Below are 14,746 nucleotides of genomic sequence, written 5' to 3'. Positions count from 1 at the left end.
TGAATCTTATAATCCCTCCCGGCCGTGCATATTGAAGAGGTGCCAAATAGGGCAGAGGGCAGGAAGGGTCTAAAGCATCTAATATGGCAGGACCGCATCCGGTTTCGCCTGCAGGATAACTCTGCTGAAGTCTCGCTGTATATGCTTCAGTGCGGCTTCGTTGTCCGCCTCAAAACGCAGCACGATCACCGGCATTGTATTGGATGAGCGGGCCAAACCGAAACCCTCCTTATATTCCACCCTCAACCCATCAGTGGTAATAATGCGTTCAGGGTTATCAAAATGGGCATTTTGCTGTAATTGCGCGATCAATGCGTAATTTTCGCCCTCTTTCAACCTGATCTGCAACTCGGGTGTACTGATCGCATCAGGAATGGCATGCAGAACGCCATCGATATCCTTTTTCGGACTGAGTAGTTCGAGCAGGCGCGCACCTGCGTAAAGTCCGTCATCGAATCCGTACCAGCGCTCTTTAAAAAAAATGTGACCGCTCATCTCGCCAGCCAGCAGCGCACCGGTTTCCTTCAACTTACCCTTGATAAATGAATGTCCGGTTTTCCACATGATGGGCTCACCGCCGTGCCGCTCGATCCAAGGCGCCAGATTGCGCGTACATTTCACATCAAAAATTATCCGGCCGCCTGGATTTCTGGATAACACATCGGCAGCGAAGAGCATTAACTGTCGATCGGGATAAATAATGGCGCCATTCTTCGTGACTACGCCTACGCGATCCCCGTCACCGTCAAAAGCCAGACCGATTTCAGCGTCCGTAGTTTTCACTGCGTGAATCAGATCTTGTAGGTTTTCAGGTACTGACGGGTCGGGATGATGATTCGGAAAATTGCCATCGACATCGCAATAAAGTTCGAGGACCTCGCACCCCAGTCTGCGATATAAGGTTGGCGCATACATGCCCGGAACACCGTTACCGCAATCGACTGCGATTTTCATCGGACGTGCCAGCCTGATATCGCTGGTTATGCGCTGGAGGTATCTTTCAGCAATGTCGTGCTTGCGATAACTGCCGTTACCATACGCAAGGTCATTATTTTCGATACGCAGACGCAAGCTCTGGATTGCCTCCGCCGCAAGCGTTTCACCGCCCAGCACCATTTTAAGGCCATTGTATTCCGGCGGATTATGGCTGCCTGTAACCATTACACCGGAGTATTCACATAGTGTATGGGCTGCAAAATAGAGCATGGGTGTAGCGACCACACCGACATCTATCACATCAATGCCGCTTTTCTGTAAACCCTTCGCCAGTGCCAGTGCCAGTTCCGGACCCGATAATCTGCCGTCGCGCCCTATCGCAACCGATTGGATCCCACGAACCCGTGCTTCCGTACCGATCGCGTGACCAATGGCCTCAACAATTTCAACAGTCAGCGTTTTCCCAAATATGCCCCGGATATCGTAGGCCTTGAAAATTTCCTGAGGTGGCTTGCGCATGAGAAAGTATGAGAATGAATATAGAGATGCTTAACAATAACTCAACGAGGGCTTTGCGCATTCCCATCCTATTCCCACCCTATTCCCACCCAAGTAAGCGCTGAAAGCTGCGTCAAGATGGACATGGGGTTGTTTTTGGGATGTCTTGGAAAGCTCTTGATTGCCCCGATTATAATTGTTCTGTTTAGTGATGCCCAACCATCGCGCCGCCCTTGAGTATGTAGCGCGTACCGCAGTATGGACACATAGCCTCGCCCGTATTTTCTATTGGAAGGTAAACTTTCGGGTGCGAATTCCACAATAACATCGATGGCATGGGACAATGTAACGGCAAATCGTCACTGCTGACTTCGATTTGGCGACTCTTGTTATCGGTAGCTTGGTTCTGCATCGGCTGGTTCCTCAAATGTACCCCATCAAATCAGACATAGGTGAGCCAGGAGGCGTGTTTCTCAGCCTTGCCGCTCACACAGTCAAAAAACATGGCCTGCAGTCTCGCAGTAATCGGACCGCGCTCGCCGTTGCCGATGCGCCGATTATCGAGCTCTCGAATCGGCGTAACCTCCGCTGCCGTACCGGTGAAAAAAGCCTCGTCAGCACAATAGACCTCGTCACGAGTGATTCGCTTCTCTATTACCGGGACGCCGATCTCTCCCGCGAGTTCTATGATGGAAGCGCGGGTAATCCCTTCCAGACAGGACGTCATGTCCGGCGTATAAAGCTTGCCGTGCTTGATTATGAATATATTTTCGCCCGCCCCCTCCGCCACATACCCGTCAACGTCTAATAGCAGTGCTTCATCATAGCCATCATGGGCAACTTCCTGATGAGCCAGAATCGAATTGGCGTAGGTGGTGACCGACTTGGCGCGGCACATGTTGACATTGACATGATGACGCGAGAATGAGGATGTCTTAACTCGAATTCCTTTTTCCAATCCCTCCGACCCCAGGTAGGCGCCCCATGGCCAGGCTGCGATGGCCATATGCACCGAAAGCGTTGTTGCCGAAATACCCATGGCTTCCGAACCGTAAAACGCAATCGGCCGGATATAACAGGAGTCAAGCTTGTTCTGCTTAACCATATCGCATTGCGCTTGCATCAGCGTATCCTTGTCATAAGGCATTCTCATCATGAAGATATGCGCCGAATTGAACAAGCGGTCGGTATGGTCCTGAAGACGAAAAATAGCGGGACCCCGAGGCGTCCGATAGGCCCGCAGCCCTTCAAAAACTCCGAGCCCATAATGCAGAGTATGGGTAAGCACATGGGTGGTTGCCTCGCGCCACGGAATTATTTTTCCATCGCTCCAGATCACCCCGTCGCGGTCAGCCATTGACATTTAGAACACCCCGGAGAGAATTTAAACCGCTTATTCTAGCAAATTTCCATGCGAAAAATTAAACGTTCTCCGCGCCTACAGGGCTGGCCGTGACCAAAAGGATAAAAGACGAGAATTGTGATTTCTCACTCCTCCCAATGCCTGCCGCCCGATCCCAAGCAATCAATTGCCGGATTCAGATTGGTAGGCTTGTACACCAGTTTGTACACCAAATACCTCATCCCATAATTGCATCACAGCGGTAATGCCGCTTCGCAGATAATCTGCTTCGATTCGCGCAAATTTTTGCAATTTGCCCTGCGTGGGCGGGATACCTGTCACCTCCGAATCGCCACTCAATCTTAACCGATGTTGGATGCGCCGGAATTCCCTGTAAGCGTTGAGCGCCCGTTCCGCGATTTCACCATGAACAAGGCCCAATTTTGCAGAAAGCTTCAGTAGCGCGATGTTGCCTATATTATGTGTCAATTCCGGATAATTGCATGCATGGCCCAGGATCAGATACTGCACGATGAATTCAACATCAATGATGCCACCACGGTCATGCTTTACATCGAATAGTCCGCTAGAGTTAGGATGAGCTTCAAGCATTTTTTGCCGCATCATCAAAACCTCTTGTTTCAGGCGGGGCAAATCGCGCCGCTGGCAGAGGACATCTTTACGCGTCCTCTCGAATGCGTCTCCCACGTGTCTATCTCCCGCCACGAAACGAGCCCGCGTTAACGCCTGATGCTCCCAGACCCAAGCCTGATTTCGCTGGTATTGATCAAAGGCCTCGATGGAACTCACCAGCAAACCGCTGCTGCCATTGGGGCGCAGTCGCAGATCGGTTTCGTATAACACTCCGGCCGAAGTGTAGCTGGTAAGCCAAGAGTTGATGCGCTGGCTCAGTCTTGCATATATCTCCGGTGCATCGGGATGGACGTCGTCATAAAGAAAAATGATGTCAAGATCAGACGCATAACCTAATTCCTTCCCGCCCAATTTCCCGTAGCCTATAATGGCGAACGCAGGCTCATGCCGGTGCTTGCGCCTCAACCCCGACCAGGCAAGGTGGCGTACCCGGTCCAGTATCAGATCGGCCAAGTCAGTCAGGTGGTCGCTCAATGTTTCGAGTGGCAACAGCCCTTCCACATCCCGTGCCAGCAACTGAAATACCTGAGCATGGTGAAAATGCCGCAGCACATCCATTTGCTGCTCAATATCCTTACCACCGGGGCCGCCGGCCTCATCCAGCTCCTGGGTCAGCCTTGCCCTTGCGCGAGACCAGTCCGGCATGCTCTGGAAATCGCTGGGGTTAAGCAATTCATCCAGCAAGATGGGGTGACTGCTCAGATATTCGCTGGCCCATTGACTTGTGCTGGCAAGCTTCGCCATCCTTTCCAGCGCTTGAGGATGCTCTCGCAATAACGCCAGATAGGCTGCCCGCCGGCTTATGCTTTCCAGTAATTGCAGTAAATGCTCCAGGGTAACGTCCGCAGCCGGGAATTTGGCCGCCGCTTCAATCAGAGCGGGGACGAGCGCATCGATACGTTTTTTGCTCGATTCGGGCAGCTGCCGATAACGGGTGCCGGCGTAAAAATCCTGCAGGCGCTGGATAATTTTTTGCGGGCTGGAATATCCCATCCTGATCAGTTGTGCGGCCGTGGCTTCGGCTTCTATCCCATCCTGGGGTCCCTCCTGCGATTTCGCTTGCCCCAACCATGCGAACGCATCCAGCGTTTGGGATTCCTGCGGAGTAGCGAAAATATGTTCAAAGTACCGGGTGATATTACGGCGGTGACTATCGAGCTGGTGCAAAAAACCGGCATAGGTAGCAAAACCCATAGCGGTCGCTATCAATACCTGATCCGTAGGGTTTTCCGGCAACATCTGAGTTTGTTGGTCGTCCAGATACTGCAAGCGATGCTCAAGAGTGCGAAGAAAACGGTAAGCGTCCGAAAGTTCCGCCACTGCTTCATGCGATAACTGCTGTTTCTCCCCCAGACGCTGCAATACAGCCAGCGTGGAACGGATGCGCAGGTCGGGATCGCGCCCGCCGCGGATCAGTTGAAATACCTGCGCGATAAATTCGACCTCGCGGATGCCCCCTGGCCCCAGCTTGATATTTTGGTAGATTTCCCTGCGCTTGACCTCCTGCCGGATTTGCGAATGGAGGCCACGCATGGACTCATAGGCACCAAAGTCAAGATACTTTCGATATATAAACGGCCGCGTTATTTCCATCAGCTCAGATGCCTCCGCATCAGGACCAGTTATTGCCCGGCTCTTGATCCAGGCATAGCGTTCCCACTCACGCCCCTGAGTCAAAAAATACTCTTCCAGCATAGCGAAGCTCATGACCAGCGGACCGCTTTCACCATAGGGACGCAGCCGCATATCCACCCGAAAAACATATCCATCCGGCGTCATCTCGTTGAGGCTTGCAATCAGTCTTCGTCCAAGTCGCACAAAAAAATCATGGTTTGCTATGGATCGGTATCCGCTGGTCTCACCGTCTTCCGGATAGACGAAAATCAGGTCCACATCCGATGATACGTTGAGTTCACATCCCCCCAACTTGCCCATGGCGATTACCAGCATTTCCTGCGGAGATTTACTCACGGCACCGGTAGGCCAGCCGTAGCGGCGTTGATCGGTGAGCCACATCTTCTGGCGATCCAGAGCGAAACCGATACTGACTTCGGCCAGATCGGTCATGGTTCCCATAACCTCGGCGAGGCTTGCCAATCCCCCCAGATCTCGTGTCGCCAGGCGCAGCATTGCTTTTTTACGCAGTCTGCGTAGCACAGCCTGCAGGCCTGCCTCATCTGTTGAGGCAAGGGCGTTTGCGCTCAGAAAGGCCTCCATTTCCTCTCTAAGCAACGGACGATGCAAGTTCTGCCCCAGCTCAGCCGATAATTCAGGTTCGCTTTCCAGCAAACGTTGCACATAACGGCTGAACGGCAGAATCGAGCGGATAATTTCTTCCGCAGAAGTATGTTCATGCATGGTTAAGAATTCGGAGTTAAAATAGATCGAAGAACTGCTCTTTCGAAGGCATGCACGCATCCTTACCTGTTCTGTACTGTTCCCGGAACGAAGTACAGCGGGCGGTATCTAAAAACTTTTTGCTCAGGCGCCCGGACTCTGAAAATCAGCGAACTCCTCAAGAGGAGATTCGTTTAGGAAACCCCTAAACTTTGCTGCCTACCTTATTCCCATCAAGGCTATTTTACGCTTGCATCGTGTCCTATCACGGGAAAACCAAATCATCCCAAGTATAAAACTGGAACTCTTTATTGAACTTATCAGTAATTTTGTCGCTTGCACACCGAGGCAGTACTTTCGCCCGATGGTTTACATGGGCTTTGATTTTCCTTGCAGCATGTTTTTCTCTGCTGCTGTTGTCGCTCCGCTACTGGTTGTTACCGGATATCGAACGATATCGCGAAAACATCGCATCTGCGATCAGCGACGCCTCTGGGCAATATGTCACCATAGGAGAAATTAGCGCGAACTGGGATGGCTTTCGTCCCCACATGATGCTGGGCATGATTCGGGTGCATGATAAGGAAGGTAATACAACCCTGCTGTTGCACCGACTGAAGGGTACGCTCTCATGGCGCTCGATATTACACGGTAATTTTCATTTTCGAGAAATGGAGATCGAACGCCCCGATCTGGTCGTGCGGCGCGATACCAAGGGCGTGATCCATGTCGCGGGTTTTGCTCTTGACCCGAAGGTGACTGAAAACGAGAACGGCTTTTCCGACTGGCTATTGCGCCAAAGGCGCGTTACGATCAATAACGCCAGTATTCTGTGGCACGACGACCTGCGGGCTGCGCCAGAGCTGGAACTGCTGGTCAACCTGCGCCTTGAAAACCACGAAAATCACCATCGCTTCGGCATACGCGCCATTCCTGCTGCCGGGCTCGCCGCACAGATGGATATGAGGGGGGATTTTACCGGCGACTCGCTAAGCGTTCCTGAACAATGGCGTGGCCGGCTGTTTGTCCAAATCGGCCACGCGGATATCGCAGCCTGGTACGCCTGGTTACCGGTCCCCCAGCAAATCAACTTACGCCGCGGAATCGGGGCCCTGCGTATGTGGGTGGGAATAGATGGGACGGATATCAAAAAAATGACGGCTGACATGCGCTTGCAAGATGTCAAAGCCCAGCTGGCGGAAAACCTGCCGGAATTGGACCTCACCCGATTGAAGGGTAGAGTCGGATGGCAAAAAACAAATGACGAAAAGAGTGAGGGCGCTAATTGGTATGCGCGAAAATTGCTTACCGCGATTCGCGGAAAACGGGAATTGGAGCCGGTCAGTTTTTCGCTGCAGATTATGCCAACCCATGGTGAGAAGGCTGGTAGCGGAAAATTGAGCGTCGATAGCCTGGATTTAAAAATCCTTGGGGATTTGGCGGAATACCTGCCAATCAACCAACCTTTGCGCGAGCAACTCAGCGCAGTATCGCCGCGTGGAGAAATACAATCTATGCGCGCCCACTGGAATGGTGAATGGTCAACACCTCTGCACTTCAATGCAAGAGGGAAATTTACCAATCTAAGTATGAGAAAATCTCAATATCTGCCGTCATTCAGCGGTATTACGGGAAACATGGATGTTACCGAAAAAGGGGGCTCGCTGAATCTCAACTCTGAACACATCAAACTTGAAGTTCCTGATGCCCTCCATGAACCGCTGATGCTGAACACCCTTACCGGCCAGGCAAGCTGGAGCCTGTCCCCAGACAAGTCTGTCGCATTCAAGTTCAGCAATATTTATTTTTCCAATAGCCATGCCGCCGGGTTAGCGTATGGAACTTACCATAAAGAACCGAATGTTCCCGACAAAATCGATCTCGTCGGTCATCTGACCCATGCGGACGCACGCTATCTGGCGGATCATATCCCAAGTGGAATCGGGGGTTCTTCCAGAGAATGGTTTGAGAAGTCGGTGCTTGAGGGAAAATTTACCGATATCCGGCTCCATCTCAAGGGAAATCCAGCTGAACTTCCTTTCTCCCGTGATGGCACATCCATTTTCAAGGTACAAGCGAAAGCATCGGGCGTCGCACTGGATAACCTTCCGGGCTGGCCTAAAATAGAAAACATCTCGGGGAATTTACAGTTGCACGGCAGCCGTATTGAGTTTGACGTGTCCAGCGCAGATACCTTCGGCACTCAATTAAGCAAGGTCAAGTTGCACATCGCGGACATGGCTGCCCCCGAGGCAGTACTGCGAGGCCAGATTGAAGCAGATGGCGCTACTCAGCAATTCCTGAAGGTCGCCGCCAAATATGCGGGCGATGACTACGGTATGGTTCTTCAGGATAATATAAAAATTGCAGGAAACGGCAGGCTGCTATTGAAGCTTGATATCCCTTTGTCTGACGCCGGGCCTCCCAGGCTGGCGGGAAACTATGAGTTCATCGATAATCAACTTGATCCCGGCCCAGGCATGCCTAGCCTGAACAACATCAATGGCATCCTGGCTTTTGGAGATTCGAAGATCAGGATAGAAAATTTGACCGGCCGGCTCCTCGGTGGACCGTTGGTCATCAACTCCGCTGACACGCCGGATGGAAGTTTTCATCTTTCCGCCGCTGGCAAGATTAACCTCGATAACCTGAATGAACAGACGCCGAGCAGGAACGCCGATTCCTTACAATTATGGAAACGGTATTTGCGCGGCAGTACCACCTGGCGAGCATCCGTTCGCATGCGCGACAAGCTGGTAAACATGTCCATCGAATCATCACTTCAGGGTATTACCTCGAATTTTCCCGAACCATTTTCCAAGACCGCCGCGGACGTCGTCCTCACGCGTGTTGAGAGAAAAGCAATGGGCCCGGGCAGAGATGAGGTAACCCTGAGCTATGACGGACGGATCGCTGCAAGATTCAAGCGTTTCCAAACCGATGCGGGCAATTACCGCATGGAGCGCGGTGTAGTAAATTTCGGCACAGCAACGATGCCTTCGTCCGCAAAGGCGGGCCTAACCGTAGGTGGCACGCTGCCACTACTCGATCTGGATCAGTGGCTCGGCTTTCTCAAGCAGCTCAATCCTGAAGTCGAGTCTTCACCCGGTTTGACCGGTATCAATGTCCAGGTGGGAGCACTCGACTTTCTGGGGAGACGGCTCAATGATGTCACGCTGAATGCCAGCAAGGAGAATGGATCATGGTATTGCGGCGTCATTGCTGAAGAAATTAACGGTAATATTATGTGGGACCCGTCGGCCAATGGCAGAGTCGTGGCACGATTGAACAGGTTGATAATTCCCTCTGCTTCCCCCAAGCCAGGCATTGCCACGCAAACGCGGCAGCAGGAAAAAGACCTGCCTGCACTGGACGTGATGGCAGATAATTTTGTCTTCGGTGAGAAGCAATTAGGTCAGTTGGAACTGATAGCAAGTCCCCATGCAAGGAATTGGCGCATCGAAAAACTGCATATATCCAATCCTGACAGCTCCATCGCCGTAAAAGGAGTGTGGCAAAATCAGGCTACACCTCCTCGCGTACAAGCCGCTCTTACGCTGGAATCAAATGATATCGGGAAATTTCTTGCGCGTCTCGGCCATCCTGATCGCGTCAAACGCGGCAGCGGCAGGCTGGAGGGCTCATTGTCGTGGTATGGCAGCCCGCAATCACTAGATTATCCCACGCTGTCCGGCAGCTTTAAAATAAACGCCAGGCGAGGGCAATTTCCTAAATTTGAGCCAGGGATTGGTAGGCTATTCGGCATTTTTGATTTGAGGACGCTGCCAAGAAGGATTACCTTGGATTTTCATGATGTTTTCAGTGAGGGCTTCGGCTTTAACGACATCTCTGGCGACATTAAAATTGCCCGGGGCATAGCAGTTACCGACGACCTGAAAATCGAAGGGCCCGCTGCAAAGGTCATCATGAAGGGGGAAATAAATCTGGAAGCAGAAACTCAAAACCTGCAAATGCTGGTCACGCCTTCACTCGGATTGGCTACCCCCGTGGTGGGTGTCGCCTCCATGATTGTAAGCAAGACATTGCAAAATGCCACTACGTCCAATGAATATAATATTACCGGTACCTGGGCTGATCCGGTGGTAACTAAAACATCGGAAAATAGAAAAGACTCGGCGGGACAGGAACAATAATCCACTGATTCATGATACCGCGAGACCGGCCACAACCTGCATCCATGAATTTGGGTAAAACTTTCGGCTTGAGCGCACTGCTTGCGGAGATCAAGCAAAAGCGAGAACAAAAACGCAAACCTTGGGGTCTACTTCTATTCAGCTTTGAAATTTATTGTTACATGGCGCTTCAGGTTACTGATTCTCTGCAGATCAGGATCCCGATACCCCGGCGCGGATGCCGTACTCATGAAAATCAGGAATGCTAATTATGCGAGGTAACTCAATCAATCATGCCCCGGCCGCATCGGCAGACACGCAAAATGCCCCAGTAAACGGCTCTATCCGTGTCGCTGCCATTCAAATGACTGCAGGCCCGGATATTCCTCGTAACCTGGAAGAAGCCCGGCGGCTGCTCGAAATGGCCGCCTCTCAAGGAGCGAGACTGGCGGCGCTTCCAGAATATTTTTGTTTAATGGGAATGAGAGATGCTGATAGAGTAGCCGCGCGCGAACAGAATAAGTATGGACCCATACAGGAATTCCTCAGCGATACAGCCAAATGCCTCGGCATCTGGCTGATTGGGGGTTCGGTTCCACTGGCATCTTCAAGGCCGGACAAGGTGAGGAATAGTTGCCTCGTGTATGACGATCAAGGCCAGCAGGTTGCGCGCTATGACAAAATACATTTGTTCGGCCTGGAGCTTGGCGATGAACGCTATGCCGAGGAAGAAACCATTGAGGCAGGCTGCGGCGTGGTTTCACTGGAATCGCCTTTTGGGCGCATTGGTCTGTCCATTTGCTACGACTTGCGTTTTCCCGAGCTTTACCGTTCCATGGGAAGGGTGGACATCATTTTCGCCCCTGCCGCATTTACCGCGACCACCGGCAAGGCACACTGGGAAACGCTGATCCGTGCCCGCGCTATTGAAAATCTCGCGTATGTGGTGGCGCCCGCTCAGGCTGGTCATCATCTTAATGGGCGTGAAACTCATGGCGACAGCATGATTGTGGATCCGTGGGGAATTGTGCTCGACCGGCTTCCAAGTGGATCCGGAGTGGTAATCGCGGACATAAATCCTGAATATCAAGCCAGCTTGCGCGATAGCTTGCCAGCATTGAATCATCGAATCCTGCGTCACTGTTGAGTCTTAACCGTCACTTTTCTCGACCTAAATATTATGATTACAGAACAAATCATCCAGCCTAACGATCTCTTCGCCACGGCCAACCGCTGTCTATTAGCGCCGTATGAGATTGATACGACCGGGTTACAGCATGTGTTCGGGCAAATACTTGCACACCGGATCGAATATGCCGACATCTATTTTCAATATAACCGCGCCGAAGGCTGGGCTCTGGAGGAAGGCATCGTCAAATCCGGGAGCTTCAACATCGAGCAAGGTGTGGGAGTGCGCGCGGTAAGCGGCGACAAGACCGCATTCGCTTATTCTGATGACATCAGCATGCCAGCGCTGGTCTCCGCGGCGCATGCCACGCGTGCCATTGCCCGCCACGGCATAACACAACCGGTCCAGGCGGCCAGGCGCAGCAAAGGTCGCGAACTTTATTTGCCCCACGATCCCATTGCCAGCCTTAAAGATACCGAGAAGGTTGCGCTGCTTGAAAAACTTGAAGGCTATGCCCGCGCTCTTGACAAGCGCGTTATCCAGGTCATGGCCTCTCTTGCCGGAGAATATGAGGTCGTTCTGGTCGCGCGCAGCGATGGGCTCGTGGCAGCTGATGTGCGGCCTCTGGTGAGAGTTTCATTGCAAGTCATTGCGGAGGAGAACGGTAATCGCGAGCAAGGCATGGCGGGGGGAGGCGGACGCTTCGATTATGCATATTTCACTGATGACGTTTTACGCGATTACGCCGCAAAGGCAGTGCATCAGGCCGTCATCAACCTCTCGGCAAAACCAGCGCCGGCCGGCACCATGACAGTTGTACTGGGCGCCGGTTGGCCGGGAATTCTACTGCATGAGGCCATCGGGCATGGGCTGGAAGGGGATTTTAACCGCAAAGGCAGCTCTGCATTTTCGGGCCGCGTCGGGGAGCGCGTGGCGGCTGAAGGCGTAACGGTAGTGGATGATGGCACGCTTGCACGGCGGCGCGGTTCGCTCAATATCGATGACGAGGGAAATCCCACACAGTGTACAGTATTGATTGAAAATGGCGTGCTCAAGGGTTATTTGCAGGATAGTCTGAACGCACGGCTGATGAATGTGCCGGTAACGGGCAACGCAAGACGTGAATCCTTTGCCCATATACCAATGCCGCGCATGACCAACACCTATATGTTAAATGGCGACAAGAGTCCCGAAGAAATCATTGCTTCAGTGAAGCATGGCTTGTATGCAGTGAACTTTGGTGGCGGCCAAGTGGATATTACCAGTGGAAAATTCGTCTTTTCCGCTGCTGAAGCTTATATGATCGAAAATGGAAAAATTTCTTATCCAGTAAAAGGCGCCACTCTGATTGGAAACGGCCCCGATGTACTGACGCGGGTGTCAATGATTGGCAATGATATGTCACTCGACCCCGGCGTGGGCACTTGCGGAAAAGAAGGTCAGAGTGTGCCGGTAGGAGTTGGCCAGCCGACCCTCCGCATAGATGGGTTAACGGTAGGGGGAACCGCGTAGGGAACCGCCGAATCCTGGAGAACGTGAATAAGTCAGAGTCAGCGTTTTATCAGAGTCAGCATTTTATTATTGGGGCCGCGTCGAGCGGCCCTTTCTTTTGAATTTTCATACCTTAACATTCACGACTTTGGTGCCCGCCAGCCTGTCATGCAGGAATAGGCCATCGCGGTCGAACAATGCCCAGAGAAATCCGCAGCCAAGCAAGAAAATACCGATCACTGCAAATAAATAGCGGGCAAGCGCCTGCTTCAAATAAATGCGCTGGCCACCAGCACTGGTCACGCGAAGTTTCCAGGTTTGCATTGGCAGCGTTTGTCCGCCATGGGTCCAGAACCAGGTGAAATAGATACCTGCAACGACGAGGAGATAAAGCTGAAACGCGGGGCGAAAAAAAACAGAACTTGTGTCCCGGAACACGAGGTGAAAGATAAAACTGGCAATAAACAGAACTGCGACCAAGATCAGCGATTCATAAATCATGCTAAGCATCATCCGCCAGAATCCAGGTGCGAACGCTTTCATCAGATTACCAAAACCCGGCTGGTAATCAATTGAAGCACTTTTCCGTTTGAAAATAACTCGACGGGGCCGAACAACAGAGAGCCGAGCAACCTCTGGCACATATTCATGACCGTCTACTGCCCACTCTGGGCTTCATACTTTTGCCCATATTCGCGCCATTTCTGCTTTATTTCATCACGTTTGTCTGGGGGCAATTTTTTTATCGTCTTATATTTTTCACGTACTATTTCGCGCTGCTCGGGAGTGAGCGAATACCAATCCCGCATCTGCAATTGCGTGCGGTGTTGTTCGGAAGCTGTCATCCCTGGATACCGTTTGGCAATGCCCAGCCATTTTTTTCTTTTTGCAGCGTCCATATTGTTCCACTCTTGCGCAAGCGGAGCCAGGACTTCTCTTTGCTGAGGCTTCAACTGCTCCCATGATGGCTGAGGGGCTTCAGCCGAAGCATGAGCGGATAGTGCCAAGCATAGATAGAGCGCTACTGTTACGAACCGTCTAGCCATGCATCGAACTCATTGTCGAGATAGGCGTTTACGGGCAGTTCATCAACGAGAAGCATTATATCGATTTCCTCGTTCTCATCACCCTGCTGAAGAGTCTGCCAGTAGGTCGCACTCGCGATAGCAAATAGCAAGGCTATCAGGGATAGCAGCTTGCGGGTTCCGAAGTGCCAATCATGTCCATGCGCGGAAGCGCCCTGGCCAACGCTCACTAGCGCTTCCGCCACCTGATAATGTTCAAGGGAAGCTCTGCGCGCCAATTGTAGCCGGTTTAACGTGCTTTGCTTCATGTCGTCCAGGCCACGATCCAGCAGTTGCGCAACCTTCCGTTCAAATTCCGATTCGCTCATAAGTCAATTCCTTCTTTTTTCAATGCTATAGCAAGGGTATGGGTTGCGCGCGAGCAGTGCGTTTTCACGCTTCCCTCGGAACATCCCATAATCCTTGCAGTTTCGGTGACGTCCATTTCCTCCCAGTAACGCAGCAGGAAGGCCTCCCGTTGACGCGGGGGAAGGGCCTCAATAGCTTTCTCGATCAGATTGATAAGTTGTGATTGTTCTAATTGCTTATGCGGGCTATGGAAATTCGACGCACCTTCCGCCTGTAAAGTTTCCAGTGGATCGTATTCTTCATTTTCGCTCTCCGGGTGGGCGGGCGTGAACGATGAAAACAAGGTAGTCCATAAAGATCGGGTTTTCTGCCGTCGATAGAAATCCCGTATAGTATTTTGCAGAATGCGCTGAAACAAGAGGGGCCATTCTTCCGGTGGCCTGGCAGCATATTTCTCGACAAGTTTCGTCATGGAATCCTGAACAATATCGAGCGCTAAATGTTCATCGCGCACCGCGAACAATGCCTGTTTATAGGCACGCCGTTCGGTTTCAATCAGAAAATTGGAAAGTTCCTGTTGGGTAGCCAGGACAATTGCCTATAGAAAGCGACAACTTTGATAGAGGACCAGACGTGATGAATTTTCTCAGCCCAGCAATATTAACAAATTTTGTTGATTCGCCGGAATAGCTTGCTAGCAGCGGCAGCGGCGCAACCAAACGTCAAGGGGAATTAAAGAAGGTTCGCAAATAAAACTTGCAAGGGCAAGTCGACCAATTGCGCCACGGATCAGTAAACAATATGAGCCTGCCTGTATCCCGGGTATTGATTGGTGAGAACCAAACGCTTGAAT

11 protein-coding genes are annotated in these 14,746 nt (G+C 51.8%); 3 read left to right on the top strand and 8 right to left on the bottom strand.

Features of this window, described 5'->3' with window-relative positions; genetic code table 11:
- Nucleotides 1-78: 78 nt before the first annotated feature.
- From BMX00_RS06550 to glnE, 4 genes are all read right to left on the bottom strand, one after another.
- Nucleotides 79-1,455 carry a phosphomannomutase/phosphoglucomutase gene (locus tag BMX00_RS06550; RefSeq protein WP_090828179.1) on the bottom strand — a complete coding sequence of 459 codons (1,377 nt, stop codon included), beginning with the start codon at nt 1,453-1,455 and terminating at the stop codon, nt 79-81.
- A 184-nt stretch (nt 1,456-1,639) separates the two neighbouring features.
- On the bottom strand, nt 1,640-1,846 hold the full coding sequence (locus tag BMX00_RS06545) for a zinc-finger domain-containing protein (RefSeq protein WP_090828178.1): 207 nt from the start codon (nt 1,844-1,846) through the stop codon (nt 1,640-1,642).
- A gap of 30 nt (nt 1,847-1,876) precedes the next feature.
- Nucleotides 1,877-2,797: a branched-chain amino acid transaminase gene (locus tag BMX00_RS06540; RefSeq protein ID WP_090828177.1), complete on the bottom strand. Its 921-nt coding sequence runs from the start codon at nt 2,795-2,797 to the stop codon at nt 1,877-1,879.
- 162 nt (nt 2,798-2,959) lie between these two features.
- Nucleotides 2,960-5,788: a bifunctional [glutamate--ammonia ligase]-adenylyl-L-tyrosine phosphorylase/[glutamate--ammonia-ligase] adenylyltransferase gene (gene glnE / locus BMX00_RS06535; RefSeq protein WP_090828248.1), complete on the bottom strand. Its 2,829-nt coding sequence runs from the start codon at nt 5,786-5,788 to the stop codon at nt 2,960-2,962.
- Between the two features lie 308 nt (nt 5,789-6,096).
- Here glnE and BMX00_RS06530 point away from each other — a divergent pair, with 308 nt between their 5' ends.
- The 3 genes from BMX00_RS06530 to tldD all read left to right on the top strand — a co-directional run bounded on the left by BMX00_RS06530 (nt 6,097) and on the right by tldD (nt 12,541).
- The gene (locus tag BMX00_RS06530; RefSeq protein ID WP_245727829.1) at nt 6,097-9,921 is read left to right on the top strand and encodes a YhdP family protein; all 3,825 of its coding nucleotides are present in this window, start codon (nt 6,097-6,099) and stop codon (nt 9,919-9,921) included.
- Between the two features lie 250 nt (nt 9,922-10,171).
- Nucleotides 10,172-11,047 (top strand): carbon-nitrogen hydrolase family protein, encoded by an 876-nt coding sequence (locus BMX00_RS06520; RefSeq protein ID WP_090828247.1) that lies wholly within the window; start codon nt 10,172-10,174, stop codon nt 11,045-11,047.
- Between the two features lie 33 nt (nt 11,048-11,080).
- Complete coding sequence (gene tldD / locus BMX00_RS06515; RefSeq protein ID WP_090828174.1) at nt 11,081-12,541, top strand: metalloprotease TldD; 1,461 nt, start codon at nt 11,081-11,083, stop codon at nt 12,539-12,541.
- A gap of 105 nt (nt 12,542-12,646) precedes the next feature.
- Here the strand turns inward: tldD and BMX00_RS06510 are convergent, their stop codons facing one another.
- From BMX00_RS06510 to BMX00_RS06495, 4 genes are all read right to left on the bottom strand, one after another.
- Nucleotides 12,647-13,063 (bottom strand): RDD family protein, encoded by a 417-nt coding sequence (locus tag BMX00_RS06510; protein ID WP_090828173.1) that lies wholly within the window; start codon nt 13,061-13,063, stop codon nt 12,647-12,649.
- Between the two features lie 113 nt (nt 13,064-13,176).
- Nucleotides 13,177-13,566, bottom strand: coding sequence for a DUF3106 domain-containing protein (locus BMX00_RS06505; RefSeq protein ID WP_245727827.1), 390 nt, complete (start codon nt 13,564-13,566; stop codon nt 13,177-13,179).
- On the bottom strand, nt 13,548-13,913 hold the full coding sequence (locus tag BMX00_RS06500) for a DUF3619 family protein (protein WP_090828172.1): 366 nt from the start codon (nt 13,911-13,913) through the stop codon (nt 13,548-13,550). Before BMX00_RS06500 ends, BMX00_RS06505 begins: the two co-directional genes overlap by 19 nt.
- A complete protein-coding gene (locus BMX00_RS06495; protein ID WP_090828171.1) occupies nt 13,910-14,482 on the bottom strand; it encodes an RNA polymerase sigma factor in 573 nt (190 codons plus the stop codon). The genes BMX00_RS06500 and BMX00_RS06495 overlap by 4 nt, the downstream gene beginning before the upstream one ends.
- Nucleotides 14,483-14,746: the final 264 nt, after the last annotated feature.

Source organism: Nitrosovibrio tenuis (genome assembly GCF_900109785.1).
In the GTDB taxonomy this organism is placed as follows: domain Bacteria; phylum Pseudomonadota; class Gammaproteobacteria; order Burkholderiales; family Nitrosomonadaceae; genus Nitrosospira; species Nitrosospira tenuis_A.
The sequence above is the reverse complement of the archived record's forward strand: the minus strand, read 5'-3'. Positions and strand labels throughout refer to the sequence as shown.